The 16453-nt window shown below is 33.8% G+C and carries 12 protein-coding genes and 1 pseudogene; 9 read left to right on the forward strand and 4 right to left on the reverse strand.

Annotation, left to right across the window (positions count from 1 at the left end; all coding sequences use genetic code 11):
• Window positions 1-11: 11 nt before the first annotated feature.
• Together FF125_RS03425 and queG are read right to left on the reverse strand one after the other, a co-directional pair.
• Window positions 12-2291 carry an NADP-dependent malic enzyme gene (locus FF125_RS03425; RefSeq protein ID WP_138948464.1) on the reverse strand — a complete coding sequence of 760 codons (2280 nt, stop codon included), beginning with the start codon at window positions 2289-2291 and terminating at the stop codon, window positions 12-14.
• Window positions 2292-2357: 66 nt separating this feature from the next.
• The gene (gene queG / locus FF125_RS03430; protein ID WP_394344122.1) at window positions 2358-3293 is read right to left on the reverse strand and encodes a tRNA epoxyqueuosine(34) reductase QueG; all 936 of its coding nucleotides are present in this window, start codon (window positions 3291-3293) and stop codon (window positions 2358-2360) included.
• 397 nt (window positions 3294-3690) lie between these two features.
• Between queG and FF125_RS03435 the strand changes: the two genes are divergently transcribed.
• Window positions 3691-4107, forward strand: a complete 417-nt coding sequence (locus FF125_RS03435) for a DUF2141 domain-containing protein (protein ID WP_175418858.1) — start codon at window positions 3691-3693, stop codon at window positions 4105-4107.
• A 422-nt stretch (window positions 4108-4529) separates the two neighbouring features.
• On the opposite strand, the gene ruvB is transcribed toward FF125_RS03435, so the two are convergent.
• Window positions 4530-5552 carry a Holliday junction branch migration DNA helicase RuvB gene (gene ruvB, locus FF125_RS03445; protein WP_138948467.1) on the reverse strand — a complete coding sequence of 341 codons (1023 nt, stop codon included), beginning with the start codon at window positions 5550-5552 and terminating at the stop codon, window positions 4530-4532.
• Between the two features lie 92 nt (window positions 5553-5644).
• On the reverse strand, window positions 5645-6052 hold the full coding sequence (locus FF125_RS03450; RefSeq protein ID WP_138948468.1) for an SPOR domain-containing protein: 408 nt from the start codon (window positions 6050-6052) through the stop codon (window positions 5645-5647).
• Window positions 6053-6266: 214 nt separating this feature from the next.
• On the opposite strand from FF125_RS03450, the pseudogene FF125_RS22335 reads away from it, so the two are divergent.
• From FF125_RS22335 to FF125_RS03485, 8 genes and pseudogenes are all read left to right on the forward strand, one after another.
• A pseudogene (locus tag FF125_RS22335) lies at window positions 6267-6614 on the forward strand (c-type cytochrome); the annotation flags it as partial.
• Window positions 6606-7796: a c-type cytochrome gene (locus FF125_RS22065; RefSeq protein WP_407921051.1), complete on the forward strand. Its 1191-nt coding sequence runs from the start codon at window positions 6606-6608 to the stop codon at window positions 7794-7796. The pseudogene FF125_RS22335 and the gene FF125_RS22065, both read left to right, overlap by 9 nt.
• A gap of 153 nt (window positions 7797-7949) precedes the next feature.
• Window positions 7950-11042 carry a TAT-variant-translocated molybdopterin oxidoreductase gene (locus FF125_RS03460; protein WP_138948469.1) on the forward strand — a complete coding sequence of 1031 codons (3093 nt, stop codon included), beginning with the start codon at window positions 7950-7952 and terminating at the stop codon, window positions 11040-11042.
• A gap of 22 nt (window positions 11043-11064) precedes the next feature.
• On the forward strand, window positions 11065-12816 hold the full coding sequence (nrfD, locus tag FF125_RS03465) for an NrfD/PsrC family molybdoenzyme membrane anchor subunit (RefSeq protein WP_138948470.1): 1752 nt from the start codon (window positions 11065-11067) through the stop codon (window positions 12814-12816).
• Between the two features lie 2 nt (window positions 12817-12818).
• Entirely contained in the window at window positions 12819-13343 is a 525-nt protein-coding gene (locus FF125_RS03470) for a DUF3341 domain-containing protein (protein ID WP_138948471.1), read from the forward strand.
• Window positions 13344-13349: 6 nt separating this feature from the next.
• A complete protein-coding gene (locus tag FF125_RS03475) occupies window positions 13350-13943 on the forward strand; it encodes a c-type cytochrome (RefSeq protein WP_138948472.1) in 594 nt (197 codons plus the stop codon).
• A 26-nt stretch (window positions 13944-13969) separates the two neighbouring features.
• Window positions 13970-15367, forward strand: coding sequence for a quinol:cytochrome C oxidoreductase (locus FF125_RS03480; protein WP_138948473.1), 1398 nt, complete (start codon window positions 13970-13972; stop codon window positions 15365-15367).
• 19 nt (window positions 15368-15386) lie between these two features.
• On the forward strand, window positions 15387-16433 hold the full coding sequence (locus tag FF125_RS03485) for a cytochrome c oxidase subunit II (protein WP_138948474.1): 1047 nt from the start codon (window positions 15387-15389) through the stop codon (window positions 16431-16433).
• The last annotated feature ends 20 nt before the right edge of the window (window positions 16434-16453 follow it).

Below are 16453 nucleotides of genomic sequence, written 5' to 3' on the forward strand. Positions count from 1 at the left end.
TGTTTAGTCAATTAGCATTTTCTTTTCTCACATTCCTGAGCGTCAATTACAGCAACTGCCGCCATGTTTACCATTTCATCTACACTGGCTCCTAATTGGATAATATGAGCAGGTTTTTTAAGGCCTAACATTATTGGACCAATAGATTCAGCATCATACAATTCTTTCATTAGCTTATAAGTAATATTGGCAGCGTCTAAATTTGGAAAAATTAATACGTTTACTTTTTTGTCTACTAATTTTGAAAATGGAAATTCTTTTTTAAGCATTTCTGGGTTTAAGGCAAAGTCAGCTTGAATTTCACCATCTATAACCACATTAGGATATTCTTTGTGAATGTATTCAATAGCCTTTGCAATTTTCGTAGCATTCTGGTTGTCGGACGAACCGAAATTTGAATACGAAAGCATGGCTATATTTGGTTTTATATGAAATATTTTAGCTAGTGATGCAGTTAGCTGTGATATTTTTGCCAATTGCTCAGCAGTTGGATCTAGATTTATCGTAGTGTCTGCTAAAAATATCGGACCCCTTTTGGTCAACATTAAATTGGCTGCGGCAACTCTCGTTACCCCATCTTTCATTCCAATTAACTCTAATATTGGTTTTACAACAGAAGAGTAATTTCTAGAATACCCCGTAATTACGGCATCTGCTTCACCTTCATTTACCATCATGGCGGCAAAATAATTTCGTTCTCTCATTAATTTTTGAGCATCTAATAGCTTAATGCCATTTCGTTGTCTTGCTTTCCAATAACTTTTGGCAAATCTATTTTTTCTTGTTACTTCTTCATCAGTTTTAGGGTCAATAATTTCAACATCACCTGAAAAACCAATCTCTCGTTTTAGACCTAAAATGGTTTCTTTTCTTCCTAAAAGAATAGGAGTACCTATACCTTCATCATATACAATTTGAGCTGCTTTTAAAACATCTAAATGATCAGCTTCTGCGAATACTACTTTTTTAGGATTGCTTTTTGCTCTGTTGTGTAATAAGCGAATTACTTTGCTTCCTGTTCCTAAACGTTCCATTAATTCGTCTCTATACTTATCCCAATCTTTAATAGGTTCAGTAGCAACACCACTATCCATTGCTGCTTTAGCCACTGCAGGTGGTATTTCATAGATTAATCTAGGGTCAAAAGGTTTTGGTATTATATATTCTTTACCAAAAGTTAAGCTAACTTCATCATATACAATATTTACTTGCTCAGGAACTGGGTGTTTGGCTAAATTAGCTAATGCATGTACTGCCGCCAATTTCATTTCTTCGTTAATTTTAGTGGCTCGTACGTCTAAAGCTCCTCTAAAAATAAATGGGAAACCTAAGACATTATTTACTTGGTTCGGATTATCAGATCTACCCGTTGCCATAATAATATCCTTACGAGCTTTTACTGCTGAGTTGTAGTCAATTTCAGGAATTGGATTAGCTAATGCAAAAACAATTGGGTTATCTGCCATTGATTTTATCATAGCTGGAGTTACAATACCGGGCTGAGACAAACCGATAAATACATCGGCTGTATTCATAGCTTCCTCTAAAGTGTGTATGTCTCTATCTGTCGCAAATTCTGCTTTTTCAGTAGTTAGTGTTCCTCTATCTTTACGAATAACTCCTTTACTATCTAACATGACTATATTTTTAGGATTTGCACCTAATTTAATATAGAGTCTCGTACACGAAACCGCAGCTGCACCTGCTCCACTAACAACAATATGTATTTTCGATATATCTTTTTTAGCAATTTCAATAGCGTTTTTTAATGCTGCAGCAGAAATAATTGCAGTTCCGTGCTGATCGTCATGCATTACTGGAATATCCAGTTCTTCTTTTAATCTTCTTTCTATTTCAAATGCTTCTGGAGCTTTTATGTCCTCCAAATTAATTCCTCCAAAAGTTGGAGCAATAGCTTTGACAGTTTCTACAAATTTATCTACATCAGTAGCGTCAACTTCTATATCAAATACATCAATATCTGCAAAAATTTTAAACAGTAAACCTTTTCCTTCCATCACAGGTTTAGAGGCTAATGGGCCAATATTTCCTAATCCTAAAACTGCAGTTCCATTCGTGATAACTGCAACTAAATTTCCTTTAGAGGTATATTTATAAGCGTCAGATGGATTTTTTTCAATGGCTAAACAAGGTTCAGCAACTCCAGGAGAATATGCTAATGATAAATCACGTTGTGTTGCATATTTTTTTGTTGGTACCACTTCTATTTTTCCGGGTTTTGGGAAAGCATGGTATTTTAAAGCTTCATTTTTTTTCTTGCGACTATCCATAAAAAAAGATTTGATTAAACTAATAAACTGGTTAGACCAGTTTGATATAAGCTTACAAATTTAGTACTATTCGTCTAAAAATCTAATATTGCGTTGCAAACCTGTAAATTTTGTTCGCTTAACGGCTGATTTTTTAAAGACTCTTTTAAATACATCTTCAGTGAGTTCAGTCCAATCTTTTTTTGTCATTTCCAAGAGATCGGGGTGTGGATTAAAAAGCGGTTCTTGGTGTGGTTTTGAAAAGCGATTCCAAGGACAAACATCTTGACAGATGTCACAGCCGAACATCCAATCGTCAAATTGACCTTTAACGGAACTGGGGATTTCGTTTTTCAATTCAATTGTAAAATAGGAAATACATTTAGTACCATCTACAACGTAGGGTTCCGTAATTGCTTGAGTAGGACAGGCATCAATGCATGCTGTACAAGTGCCACAATGGTCAGTTGTTGGTGTATCATAACTTAAGTCAAGGTCAATAATAAGTTCAGCAATAAAGTAAAAGGAACCTACTTGTTGGGTTAATAGGTTACTGTGTTTGCCAATCCATCCTAAACCACTTTTCGCTGCCCAAGCTTTATCTAATACAGGGGCAGAATCTACAAAAGCTCTGCCGTTTACATCTCCAATTTCAGTTTGAATAAACGTGAGTAAGCTTTTTAGTTTATCTTTTATTACAAAATGATAATCTGTGCCATAGGCATATTTAGAGATGTTAAAAGTATCATCAACTTGTTCCTTTTCGGGATAATAATTAAGGAGTAAAGAAATTACAGATTTAGAGCCTTCTACCAATTTTGTTGGGTCAAGCCGTTTGTCAAAATGGTTTTCCATATAGTACATTTCACCATTCATATTTTGGTTTAACCATTTTTCTAATCGAGGAGCTTCAGCTTCTAGAAATTCAGCTTTGCTTATGCCACAAGAAAGAAAACCAAGACGTTTAGCTTCTGCTTTAATGAGTGATGACCACTTTGTTGCACTATTTTTAATTGATATCAAATTTGAAAATTTGTTTTATTTATGAAATGACAAAAAAGATTTCACTTACGTCTGTTTCAAGTGATTTGCTCTTCTTTAAATCAAAGTTATTAACATAATATTTTATTATCTATTTAAAGGTAGTTTATTTTTTAAAAATGCAATTTAATAATAAAAATGCAGGTTCTATATCAACACATTTTATGTCTAAACTATAGAAGTAACTGAACAGACAACTATTGAATAAGTATGATGGATATTGATGAGAGTTTTCTTATTGTAAATTTAAGAAAATGGGTTTCTTATGTTGTTTTTGATACTATTGATATTGAATAGTTTAGTTATTAATAAAATTATCAAACTTTTATTAAGTATATTGCAAAGCAAATTGACCTTTTATAATTTAAATACTTCAATAATGAATTACTTACTTATATGTTTTATCCTTTTAACAAGCAATGTTTCTTATGAAAATCCCGAGTTGACAATTCAGATAGAAAATATTGGAATACTTGAAGGGAGAATTAGAATTGGGGTTTTTAATAAGGGTGAAAATTTTTTAAAACGAGAAGCCGCAATAAAACATTATTATATAACGGTTAAAAGTTCAACTGAAATTATAAAAATCAATGATTTACCAAAAGGTGACTATGCCTTTTCAATGTTTCATGATGAAAATTCTGATGATGAGTTTAATCTTAATTTTCTGGGAATACCCAAAGAACCTTATGGGTTTTCAAATAATGTAAAACCAAAATTTTCGGCTCCTTCTTATGAGTCTTGTAAATTTTCATTGGCGGAAGACCGCACAGTTGAAGTAACGCTAAGTAACTAGAAAACAATATATTTTCAAGATGGCGTTAATTTATATTGATTTATGAACAAGTATATAAAAAGTTTTTTCAAACCAACACTTCCAATTTATTTTTTAGATTTTGTGACAAGCAAGTTTAAATCGTTACAATCAAAATCGAATGTTTGTCTAATTTCTTTTATTGTTTTATTCAAATAATAGCCAAGTACAAGTAATATTTCCAAGGCAACAAATAGCCATGGATTTATATCCCTTACTAAATGTGAAATTGATTCTGAAAGTAGTGCAGAAGTGTTGCATAAAATTAAGATAATCAGTAAAGCAGAAGTTTTCATAGTTTTTGTTGTAAAACTACAATGCTAATGGTCAGTTGTCAAGGGGTTTAACCCTTAAATAACAAAGGGGTTTATACCCTTTTTAAAAAGGGAATTACCCAATTATGGTTAAAACAGACCACCTTGAACACTTCCTTTAATTTTGCCTAAATGTTTGTAAGCATGCTCTGTTACCTCTCTACCTCGAGGGGTTCTCATGATAAAACCTTGCTGAATTAAAAAAGGTTCATAAACTTCTTCAATAGTTTCGGCACTTTCACTAACTGCAGTAGCTAGTGTTGTAATTCCTACAGGACCTCCTTTAAATTTATCGATAATGGTGATTAGAATTTTATTATCCATTTCATCTAAGCCATGAGCGTCTACATGTAACGCTTTTAATGCAAATTTTGCAATACCAATATCTATAGTACCATCACCTTTTATTTGGGCAAAATCGCGAACTCTGCGTAAAAGGGCATTTGCAATTCTAGGTGTACCACGACTTCTTCCTGCAATTTCAATTGCGGCTTCCATAGATATAGGTACATCTAAAATAGTCGCACTTCGTTGTACAATCGTAGTTAGTAAATCTGTTTGATAGTATTCTAAACGGCTGTTAATTCCGAAACGAGCTCGCATTGGAGCGGTTAATAAACCAGACCTTGTTGTTGCACCTATTAATGTAAAGGGTTCTAAGTTGATTTGAACAGTTCGGGCATTTGGCCCAGATTCGATCATAATATCAATCTTATAATCTTCCATCGCAGAGTAGAGGTATTCCTCTACTATAGGGCTTAAACGATGTATTTCATCTATAAATAAAACATCGCGTTCACCTAAATTGGTCAAAAGACCCGCTAAGTCACCCGGTTTATCTAGAACGGGTCCAGAAGTAACTTTTATATTGGCGTTTAGTTCGTTTGATAAAATATGAGCTAATGTAGTCTTTCCTAATCCTGGAGGGCCATGAAATAATGTATGATCTAAAGCCTCATCTCTTAGATTAGCTGCTTCAACAAAAATTTTTAGATTCTCAAGAACCTGCTCCTGTCCAGTAAAATCGTTAAAATTTAACGGTCGTAATTGTTTTTCAACATCAATTTCTTCATTAGAAAAATTTTCATCGGAAGGATTTAGGTTTTCATTCATTGAACAAAAATAAGTTATTTTGATTCACAAATTATAAAATTCAAAAATCGTTAATCATTTTTCTCGTAAATAGCACTAAGGTGGTAATTACTTTAGTCTCTTTGCACATCAATTAACTCGGCTAATACAATTGCTCCACCAAAATTTTCTTTAATTTCAACTAGAGCTCTATCTGCGGCTAGTTGCGTTTTGTAGTTTCCAACACGTACTTTCCAATCCGGTGGAAAATTCTCAATCTTTAAGTAGGCATCAGGAAATAAGGTGTTAAATTCCTCACGAGCCTTATAGGCTCCTTGTTCACTTCCAAAAAATATCTGAATTCTGTACCCTTTAACTTTCGTGGTGTTTTTGTTGTGAGCTCTTTTTTTAGCAACGATGTTTTTTATACTTTCACTGCTTTCTATTTTTAAGTTCCCTTCTTGCTGTGCCGCGATAAGGTTAGTGCTTAAAAGAGATATTATAAAGATTGCTATGCTGTATCTGTTTAAAAATGATTTCATTATATGTTTTTGTTTTGGCAAATTTAAAATTTTGTTTTTAGCTTTAACATATCATTCGTTATTTAGAACCATTATAAATTGCATTTAACATTATTTTTAGATTTTGCTTGTATCCAAATAATGTTATTTTTGTCAAATCTTTCTAAGAATGCGTTTTCATTTCTAGAATAGAAAAAATCGTACCAAAACGACACCAGATAATATATTTTATAATATGAAAAGTGTGAATCAACACCGTAAAATCTTAAGAATACTCGTTTCTAGTCTTACTTTTGTTTTACTTTTTACATCACAGATCTTTGCTCAAGAGGCTAATCTTGATAATGGTAAAAAAATATTCAATGCTAATTGTGCTGCTTGTCATAAATTGGATAGTAAGTTAGTAGGACCGCCGTTAAAAGGTGTTACTGAAAGAAGAGAGCAGGATTGGTTAATTGCTTGGATTAAAGATAACGCAGCTCTTAGAGCTACTGGAGATGCTGATGCAATTGCAATCTATGAAGAGTATAATAAAATGCCAATGGTGGCATATCCGCAATTTTCAGATCAAGATATTAAGGATGTTTTAGCGTATACAGATGATAAGCCTGTTGAAAAGGTTGAAGGTGGTGATGCTGCTTTTGTAACTGCAGCTTCTTTGGGTATTGATTCTTTAGAAGTAATTAAAGGTAAAAAGACATTTAATGCCAATTGTGCAGCGTGTCATAAATTAGATTCAAAATTAATTGGGCCTGCTTTAGCAAAAGTACAAGATAGACGATCAGATGAATGGTTACATTCATGGATTAAAGATAATGCTGCTTTAAGAGCTAGTGGTGATGCTGATGCTATTGCTATTTTTGATGAATATGGTGGGTCACCGATGACTGCTTTTCCTCAATTATCAGATGCAGACATTGATGCTATATTATTATACACAAAACATTCGTCAATTTTAGAGGCTAAAAAGATAGGTGGAGAAGAAGTTAGTTCAGTAGCGGAAACAACACCAATTCCTTGGGCAACCTATTTGGTGATGCTTGTTTTAGCTATTGCTGTAGTTTGGGTTTACTTTATGAGTAAAAACGAATTCCTGAAATTGGTTACTACGATTGCGTTACTTTTAGTAGTAGGTTATTTAGCGTATTGGGGTATGATGAGTATTGGTAACGACCAAGGGTATAAGCCAGTGCAGCCAATTGCTTTTTCACATAAAATACATGCCGGAGATAATAAAATTGATTGTCAATATTGTCACTCTTCAGCAAAGCATAGTAAGACTTCAGGTATTCCTTCAGTAAATGTTTGTATGAATTGTCATAAAGGGATATCGGAATATAACGGTCCTGTAACTGTTGAAAATGATAAGGCATTTTACGATGGTGAAATTCAAAAAATTTATGATGCCGTAGGATGGGATAAAGAGGCGAATGCTTACATAGCAGGTTATGAACAAAGACCTATCGAATGGATACGTATTCATAATTTGCCAGATTTTGCATATTTTAATCACTCACAACACGTCACTGTTGGAGGTGTAGCTTGTCAAAAATGTCATGGACCTGTAGAAGAAATGGAAGAAGTAGAACAATTTTCTCCATTAACAATGGGATGGTGTATCAATTGTCATAGAGAAACTGAAGTTAAAGTTGAAGATAACGAATATTATGCTAAAATACATGATGAGTTGTCTAAGAAATATGGTGTTGAAAAAGTTACCGTAGCACAAATGGGTGGTATGGAATGTGGTAAGTGTCACTATTAATTCCGCATGCAGGCATAATGATTTATGTGTAAATAAGCGTGGATTTAGAAGTAGCTGAAAAGAAGAAAAAAAAGAATTAAAATTAAAAGTTTAGAATTGGTTTCAGAGTTAATCGAATAACCATAACTAAATAACAAATAACTAAAACAAAGAATGGCGTCAAACAAGAAATACTGGAGAGGTGTTGAAGAGCTTAATGAAAACAGCTCTATTGTTGAAAAGCTAAAAACATCAGAATTTGCTGAAGATTTACCAACAGATGAGTTTCTTGGTGATAAGGAAGCATTAGAATCTTCTTCAACTTCAAGACGGGACTTTTTAAAATATGTTGGTTTTACAACCGCTGCAGCGTCATTAGCAGCTTGTGAGGGGCCAGTAGTTAAGTCTATTCCTTATGTAATAAAGCCTGATGAAGTTACACCTGGTGTAGCTGATTATTATGCGACATCAATGGCAAACGGATACGATTTTGCCAATCTACTAGTGAAAGTTCGTGAAGGACGTCCTATTAAAATTGAACCAAATAAATTAGCTGGAAATCAAGGTGGTACCAATGCAAGGGTACAAGCTTCGATTTTAGCCTTATATGATAATAACCGTTTACAAAATCCTAGAGCTAAAGGAGAGCCTGTAAATTGGAGTACTTTTGATAAAGCTACAATGGCTGAATTAAATACGTTAAAAGCCAATAATGAAACTATTGTATTTTTAACAGGTACTACAGCGAGTCCAACAACAAATCAACTAATACAAGATTTTAAAGCATCTTATGCTAATGTTAAGCATATAGCTTATGATGCAGTTTCAGAATCTGCTGCTTTAGATGCGTTTGAGACATTATATGGAGAACGAGCATTACCAGACTATGATTTTTCAAAGGCTGAGGTAATTGTAAGTATTGGTGCAGATTTCTTAGGTGATTGGCAAGGTGGAGGTTTTGAAGTGGGGTATGCAAAAAGCAGAGTTCCAAATCACGGTAAAATGTCTCGCCATGTACAGATTGAGTCTAACTTATCTCTAACAGGTAGTAACGCCGATAAGCGTTATATGGTGAAGCCATCAGAACAAAAACAAGTATTATTAAATGTTTATAACGCTTTAGTTGGTGGAGGTTCAACAAAATCTACGTCAATTGATGAAGGGTTAAAACAAACGATAAAACAATTGCAAGCTGCTGGTAAAAAAGCAGTAGTTGTAACTGGAATACAAGATAAAAATGCTCAATTATTAGCATTAGCCATTAATAAGGAAATTGGTAGTGAAGCTGTAAATACAGTAGCTCCAAAATATGTAAGAAGTGGTAGCGACGCTAAAGTATCTCAATTAATTACAGATATGAAGGCGGGTAAAGTTGGTGGATTAATTACCTATCTTACCAATCCAGCATATACATTAGCCAAAAGTGCTGACTTTGTTGAAGCACTTAAAAAAGTAAAACTCTCTATAGCTTTTTCTATGGGAGATGACGAAACGGCATCTGCAGCTCAGTATGTAGGAGCAGTTCCTCATTATTTAGAATCTTGGGGTGATGTAAGAATTAAGAAAGGTCATTTTGGTTTAACACAACCAACCATCAGACCTTTATTTAATACACGTCAGTTTCAAGATACATTGTTAAAATGGAATGGTAGTTCACTATCATACCACGATTATTTAAAATCATATTGGAAGTCAAACGTATTAAAAGGACTTTCTTGGAACAATACATTACACGATGGTGTTCGTCATATTGGTACAGTAGCTGATGCTGTTGAAACTGCTATTTTTGATGAAGAGATTCCAAGTCAAATTTCTCCGGAAACAGTTTCAGTTCAAGGAGCATTAACGGCTTTGGCAGCTTCTATAAAACCTGCTGATTTAGAGTTGGAATTATATACTAAAACGAGTATGGGTAATGGACAAATGGCTAATAATCCTTGGTTACAAGAATTGCCAGATCCAATTACCAGAACTTCTTGGGATAATTATATTACCATCTCTAGAGTTGATGCTATAGCAAAAGGGATTACCAATAGAACAGTTTCTAATGGAGCCTTAAATGGCGATTTAGCGAATATAACTGTAAATGGAGTAACCTTAGAAAATGTACCAGTATATATTCAACCAGGACAATCACCTGGTAGTATTGGTTTAGCTCTAGGTTATGGTAGAAAATCATCCGCAGTTCAAAAAGATTTACAAGTAGGTGTTAATGCCTATCCTTTATATCAAAATTTTTCAAATCATCAATCAGTAACTATAGAAAAGGTTGCAGGTGAACATGAATTTGCATGTATTCAGTTGCAGCATACCTTAATGGGTAGAGATGAAATTATTAGAGAAACAACTCTAGATGATTTTGTTAATAAGCCAAAACACGATTGGAACCCTGAACCACACGTTCAATTAGACCATCAAAATGTTTCGTTGGAGAAAGTAGATTTATGGGAACGATTTGATGATTCTTTAGGTACAAAATTCAACCTTTCAATAGATTTAGCTACATGTATTGGTTGTGCGGCATGTATTGTAGCATGTCATGCAGAAAACAATGTTCCTGTTGTTGGTAAAGAAGAAATAAGAAAGAGTAGAGATATGCATTGGTTGCGTATTGATAGATATTACTCTTCTGATATGACTGAAGAGAAAGGGAAAGAAGAAGGTATTTTTGGTACGGGTACGTATTTTAATGCTCAAACACATCCTTCTGATAATCCTAATGTTACTTTTCAACCCGTAATGTGTCAACATTGTAATCACGCACCATGTGAAACAGTTTGTCCGGTTGCAGCAACATCTCATGGTCGTCAAGGTCAAAATCAAATGGCATATAACCGTTGTATTGGTACTCGTTATTGTGCAAATAACTGTCCTTATAGAGTACGTAGATTTAACTGGTTTAAATATTTTGATAATAACGAGTTTGATTATAACATGAACAATGACCTAGGTAGAATGGTACTTAACCCAGATGTTACAGTACGTTCTAGAGGAGTTATGGAGAAATGTTCTATGTGTATTCAAATGACTCAAGCTACCATATTAAAAGCTAAAAAAGAAGGAAGACCTGTTAAGGATGGTGAGTTTACTACAGCGTGTGTTAATGCATGTAGTACTGGTGCCATGGTGTTTGGAGATGTCAATGATAAAGATAGTAAAGTAGCACATATTAAAGAAGATGATAGAACTTTCCATTTATTGGATTTTGTAGGTACACAACCTAATGTATTCTATCAAGTGGATATTAGAAACACAAACGAATCATAATAATAATTAAGAATAGTATATAATTATGGGTCATTACGAAGCACCTATTAGAGAGCCAATTATCACTGGAGACAAAAGTTACCATGATATTACTTTAGATGTAGCCGCTCCAATTGAAGGTAAAGCCAATAAAAGTTGGTATATAGCTTTTACAATTGCATTGATAGCCTTTCTTTGGGGTATTGGATCAATCGCTTATACCATAGGTACAGGTATTGGTGTTTGGGGTCTAAACAACAGAATTAACTGGGCTTGGGATATTACCAACTTTGTATGGTGGGTAGGTATCGGTCATGCCGGTACATTAATTTCTGCAGTACTTCTATTGTTCCGTCAAAAATGGAGAATGGGTATTAACCGTTCTGCTGAAGCAATGACAATCTTTGCGGTTTTTCAAGCAGGTTTGTTCCCGTTAATACACATGGGTAGAATCTGGAATGGGTTTTATACTTTACCAGTACCAAATCCTTTAGGTTCGTTATGGGTAAACTTTAACTCACCATTATTATGGGATGTATTCGCTATTTCTACGTATTTATCAGTATCATTAGTATTCTGGTGGACAGGTTTATTGCCTGATTTCGCTATGATAAGAGATAGAGCTACGAAACCATTTCAAAAGAAGATTTACAGTTTAGTAAGTTTTGGATGGAGTGGTAAAGCTAAAGACTGGCAACGTTTTGAAGAAGTTTCTTTAGTGTTAGCAGGTTTAGCAACTCCATTAGTACTTTCTGTACATACAATTGTATCATTTGATTTTGCTACTTCGGTAATACCAGGTTGGCACAGTACGGTGTATCCACCTTACTTTGTTGCAGGTGCGGTATTCTCAGGTTTTGCAATGGTACAGACGCTATTATTAATTATGCGTAAAGTAAGTAACTTAGAAGACTATATTACAAGAGTACATGTTGAAAACATGAATAAAGTAATATTAGTAACTGGAGGTATTGTTACGGTTGCTTATTTATCTGAACTTTTTGTGGGTTGGTATACAGGTAGTAGTTATGAAGATTTTGTGTATTTATCGGTAGGTGCTGCAACAGGACCATATTGGTGGGCATTTTGGTCATTGATAATTTGTAATTCTGTTATTCCTCAATTATTTTGGTTTAAGAAAATAAGAAGAAATTATATATGGACATTCATAATCGCAATTTTCATCAATATTGGTATGTGGTTTGAACGTTTTGATATTATTGTGATCAACTTGAGTAGAGGACATCTACCATCATCATGGACACAGTTTTCACCTACTTTTGTCGATATCGGTATTTTTGTAGGAACTATAGGATTTTTCTTTGTACTGTTTTTATTGTATGCTAGAACCTTCCCAGTTATAGCACAAGCAGAGGTTAAGTCTATCTTAAAATCATCAGGTAATAATTTTAAAAGAGAGAGAGACAATCCTAGTGCTGTAAAAACTGAAGTTAAAAAAGAGCCAGTTATTATAAAAGAAGAGATTGTTAAAGAAGAAAAAATTATTGAGAAACCAATAGTTGATGTAGATGATAAACAAGCTAAAACAAATAGCTTACTTGAAAGTTTAGGTACTTTTGATGCTGCAAAAGATAAGGCAGATAATCTTAAAAAGATAAGCGGTATTGGTCCAGTAATGGAGAAAACGTTAAATCAAATAGGTATTTACACCTTTGCACAGGTTAGTAAAATGACAAATAAAGAATATGACTTGTTAGATTCAATCACGGGTTCTTTCCCAGGAAGAGCACAAAGAGATGATTGGGCAGGACAGGCTAATAAACTTAAATCGTAATTATGAGTTCTAAAGTAATACATGCATTATACGATGATGATGATGTGCTTTTAAATGCCGTAAAAGAGGTAAGAGCAGCACACCATCATATTGATGAGGTTTATACACCTTTTCCAGTACACGGTTTAGACAAAGCAATGGGCATACCACCAACTCGTTTGGCTATAATGGCATTTATATTCGGGGTAACAGGTTTGGCATTTGCTATATGGTTTTTAAATAATATAATGATAGTAGATTGGCCACAAAATATTGGTGGTAAGCCTAGTTTTAGTTTTTTAGAAAACATGCCGGCGTTTGTGCCTGTAATGTTTGAGATGACTGTATTCTTTTCGGCTCACTTAATGGTGATTACTTTCTATATGAGAAGTAAAATTTGGCCATTTCAAACAGCTGACAATCCAGATCCTAGAACTACAGATGATAAGTTTTTAATGGAAGTTGCAGTTGACGGAAACGAAGATGCACTAATTGCATTATTAGAAAAAACAGGTGCTGAAGAAATATCAGTAAAAGAAAAACATTAATATAAGATGAAAAGCTTTATAAAATATACTTCAATTGTAACTCTACTAGTGCTGATGGTTTCTTGTGCTGGAGATAGTAAGAGAAGTAGACAAGTACAATATATGGGTGATACTGACATGTATAATGCGGTATCATATGAAACCTATTCTACAAACCCTGTGTTTAAGAATGGAATATCTGCTCAGTTACCAGTGGACGGAACGATCGCAAGAGGTAAAAGTACTTATGATGTTCCAAATTCTGAAATTGGCTACCAGTATGCAAAAGATTCTGTACGCTCTCCATTATGGGAAAAGGCATCTACAGATTCAATAGCACGTATTTCTGAAAACAATATGAAACAAGGTAAATATCTATATGGTATCTATTGTGCAAGTTGTCATGGAACAAAAGGTGATGGTCAGGGTGTACTTGTGCAAAATGAGAAGTTTTTAGGTGTTCCTAACTATAAAGATAGAGAAGTTACAGAAGGAAGTATTTACCATGTACTTATGTACGGTAGAAACTTAATGGGATCTCATTCTTCACAGTTAAATGAGAAAGAGCGTTGGCAAGTTACAGCTTATGTTGAACAATTAAGAAAAGATTTGTTAAAATAATATTGATTTAGCAAGAATTAAAAGATATGTACACATTTTCAAGTAGATTAAAGACCTTTTCATTAGTACTAATCATTATTGGTGCTTTAGGTATAGGTTATGGCTTTTTCACAGCACCAAAAACCGTTGATGACGTAAAAGCAATGATGCATAATGCGGAAGATACACATGGAGCAACCACTGCAGAGCATGCAGAAGTTGACGACCATGCTTCCAAAGATGTTCATGAAGTAACGGGTGCGATAAAAGGCGAACATGCCACAGAGAATGATCATGCAGCTGCAGTTGAGCATGGTGATGATGCTGGACATTACGAACATGTACTAATGCAGGCTCAGAACAGACCTTGGACTGCTATTTATGTACCTATGATTTTCTTTTTACTGATCAGTGTTTGTGCGTTGGTTTATTATGCCATTCAAAGAGCAGCAAGTGCAGGTTGGTCGCCATTATTGTTCAGAGTTATGGAAGGTGTTACAGGCTATATAGGAATTGGTTCTTTAATAGTACTTGCCTTTTTAGTAGCATCAGCAATGCATGGTAACCACATGTTCGCATGGATGTATGCTAGTGCGGACCCAACAGCGGCAAATTTTGATTTTGCTATGGAAACAAAAGATTGGTGGTTAAACATACCAGGTTTTTTAATACGTGCTGTTATTTACGTTTCAATCTGGATTGGTTTTAGACATTTTATCCTTAAAAATTCTAGATTACAAGATGAGTCTGGTGATTTAAAATATTTCAAAAGGAGTTTTAATCTTTCTGTAGTATTCCTAGTCGTATTCTTAGTATCAGAATTATTTATGGCATTTGACTGGTTAATGTCAATTGATCATCACTGGTTTAGTCAATTATATTCATTCTATGTTTTTGCTAGTATGTTTGTTTCAGCAATCACAGTAATAGCATTAGTAACGATTTATCTAAGATCTAGAGGTTTTTTACCTCAAGTTAATGATAGTCATATACACGATTTAGCAAAATATATGTTTGCCTTTAGTATTTTCTGGACTTACCTTTGGTACGCACAGTTTATGTTACAGTGGTATGCAAATATTCCGGAAGAAGCAACATATTTTTATCCTAGATTAATAGGCGAATACCAACCCTTATTTATTGGTATGTTAATTATGAATTTTGTATTTCCTATTTTAGTATTAATGAATAGTGATTACAAAAGAATTCCATGGTTTGTTGTATTGGCAGGTTTAATTATATTAACAGGTCATTATTTAGATGTGTTTGTAATGGTTGCACCAGGTACAGTAGGTAGTCATTGGCATTTTGGCATTCCTGAAATAGGAGCATTATTATTCTTTGCAGGATTGTTTATTTTTGTAGTGTTTAATTCACTTACAAAAGCACCATTGCTTCCTAAAGAGAATCCATTTATTAAAGAAAGTGAAGTTTTCCATTATTAAAAAATATCAAGCATAACAGATGAAGGCACTATTTTTTATTATCATTTTTGTAGTTTTAATTGTTGCTTGTTGGCAATTTGTAAAATTATTAGGCTTAACGAAAGTTGATAATCAAACAGCTACAGAAAAAGAAAATAACATTAACGGATGGTTAATGTTGGGCCTTATGGGCTTTATTTATGGGTTAATGATATATAGCATGTATGGTGCTAAAGATGTATTGTTACCAAGAGCATCAGCATCAGAAGAAGGGTATCATATAGACAACTTGTTTGTAATGACCATGACGTTGATTTTGGTTGTTCAATTTATAATGCAATTTTTGTTATTTTTCTTTAGCTTTAAGTATAGAGGAATTGACGATAGAAAAGCGTTTTTCTTTGCCGATAGCCATAAATTAGAAACGATTTGGACAGTTATACCAACGATTGTACTGTCTGGATTAATTATCTACGGTATTTGGACATGGAATAATGTTATGGATTCGTCAGATGCAAAAGATCCAATATTTATAGAATTATACGGTAAGCAATTTCAATGGGATGCACGTTATGCAGGAAAGGATAACCAATTAGGTTCTGCAAATGTTCGTTTTATTGAAGGTACAAACACTATGGGTGTTGATATGACCGATAAGAATTCTGCCGATGATATTCCGTTGGTTGTAAATGAAGGTAAGTTCGTCAAAGAACTTCATGTTCCTAAAGGAAGAAAAGTAATATTCAAAATTCGTTCTCAAGATGTATTGCATTCTGTTTTTATGCCTCATTTTAGAGCTCAGATGAATGCTGTACCTGGTATGGTCACTGAAATAGCTTTTACACCAGTAGTAACAACTGCTGAAATGCGTTTGAATGAGGATACTAAGGCGAAGTTTGAAGCCATCAATGAACTTAGAAAGGAAAAAGGTGAAGAAGCTGTAGAATTTGATTATCTAATTTTATGTAATAAAATTTGTGGATCTTCACATTACAATATGCAATTGAAAATAGTTGTTGATGAAGAGGCTGATTTTAATAAATGGTTAGCTACTCAAAATACTTTTGCCCAAATAAATAATAAATAATAAAAAATAAATATTTTAGA

Source organism: Aureibaculum algae (assembly GCF_006065315.1).
In the GTDB taxonomy this organism is placed as follows: Bacteria; Bacteroidota; Bacteroidia; order Flavobacteriales; family Flavobacteriaceae; genus Aureibaculum; species Aureibaculum algae.

Coding starts and splice junctions, on each gene's coding strand:
- FF125_RS03460 (WP_138948469.1), top strand. CDS start 7,950: ATGGCGTCAAACAAGAAATACTGGAGAGGTGTTGAAGAGCTTAATGAA.
- FF125_RS03480 (WP_138948473.1), top strand. CDS start 13,970: ATGTACACATTTTCAAGTAGATTAAAGACCTTTTCATTAGTACTAATC.
- FF125_RS03470 (WP_138948471.1), top strand. CDS start 12,819: ATGAGTTCTAAAGTAATACATGCATTATACGATGATGATGATGTGCTT.
- FF125_RS03425 (WP_138948464.1), bottom strand. CDS start 2,291: ATGGATAGTCGCAAGAAAAAAAATGAAGCTTTAAAATACCATGCTTTC.
- FF125_RS03485 (WP_138948474.1), top strand. CDS start 15,387: ATGAAGGCACTATTTTTTATTATCATTTTTGTAGTTTTAATTGTTGCT.
- FF125_RS03475 (WP_138948472.1), top strand. CDS start 13,350: ATGAAAAGCTTTATAAAATATACTTCAATTGTAACTCTACTAGTGCTG.
- ruvB (WP_138948467.1), bottom strand. CDS start 5,552: ATGAATGAAAACCTAAATCCTTCCGATGAAAATTTTTCTAATGAAGAA.
- FF125_RS03450 (WP_138948468.1), bottom strand. CDS start 6,052: ATGAAATCATTTTTAAACAGATACAGCATAGCAATCTTTATAATATCT.
- FF125_RS03435 (WP_175418858.1), top strand. CDS start 3,691: ATGAATTACTTACTTATATGTTTTATCCTTTTAACAAGCAATGTTTCT.